The organism is Synechococcus sp. R55.2, assembly GCF_047462075.1.
In the GTDB taxonomy this organism is placed as follows: Bacteria; Cyanobacteriota; Cyanobacteriia; order Thermostichales; family Thermostichaceae; genus Thermostichus.
In genome coordinates, this window is the sequence record NZ_JANSIH010000135.1 from 1 (window position 1) to 910 (window position 910).

Sequence of the window (910 nt, forward strand, 5' to 3'; positions counted from 1 at the left end):
CTGTTGTTGAGGAAGGCGCGAAAGCGTTCTTGTTGATCTGTTAGCTCTCGTTGCAGGCGCTTCTGCTCGGTGATATCTAGGACAATGCCGAGAAGTCCTAATCCTTTAGACTGATCCTGAAGCTTTACAGCGAAGCGATAGGTGTAGCGCTCCTGGCCTTGAATCATTTCCTTACCTTCGAATTGGCAAAACCCTTGCCGCTCTACGTCGGATAGAACTTGAGAGGTGTACTCCGGCCAGTGGGGATGTTGCTGAGCCACCTCCTCCAGAGAAGTACCCAGCAGATCGCCAAACCAGGCGCGATCAGTGGCATTTTGCAAAATTAGCACTCCCTGGGGATCCCTGGCCCACACCGCCAATGGCAGGGCATCCAACAAGGTGCGCAGTTGGGCTTCCCGCAGCCGCAGGTTTTCTTCCAACTGTTTCTTCTCGGTAATGTCTCGGCCCACGCCGCGAATAAACTGCAAGCGGCCCCGCCGGTCAAAAATGCCTTGGTTGATCCACTCAAACCACCGCACCTGCCCCGACGCATCCGATACCCTGCCAACTCGGGTGAAGGTAGGCTGCTGAGGGGTGAGCTGGGCTATCTTTTGCCGCACCTGCTCTTGCTCTTCTGCCGGCAGCACGTCGATCCAGCGCCTGCCCCGCCAATCCCCCAAGATTTTCTGGCAAGCTTCGTTACATTCCACCACCGTCGTATCTGCACGCGCCAGCATGATGACATCGGGAAAACCCACCTGATCCCGCTGCAGCCAGCGCTTTTGCCAGTACATCACCACGGCCAGTGAGGATCCCCAAAGGAGCAGCCAAAGCCATCCGGGCAGAGTGTTCCAGTTGAGTAAGGTAAGCAGGTTGACTAGGTCGTGTTGATCTTATGTTAGGATAGAGAGAGTAATTTATAGAGGAAAGA

Annotated in this window: 1 protein-coding gene; it reads right to left on the minus strand. The window is 55.1% G+C overall.

Features of this window, described 5'->3' with window-relative positions; all coding sequences use genetic code 11:
• The coding region (locus NW838_RS05080) for a PAS domain-containing protein (RefSeq protein ID WP_414427620.1) at positions 1–773 on the minus strand (773 nt) is incomplete at its 3' end.
• Between the last annotated feature and the right edge of the window lie 137 nt (positions 774–910).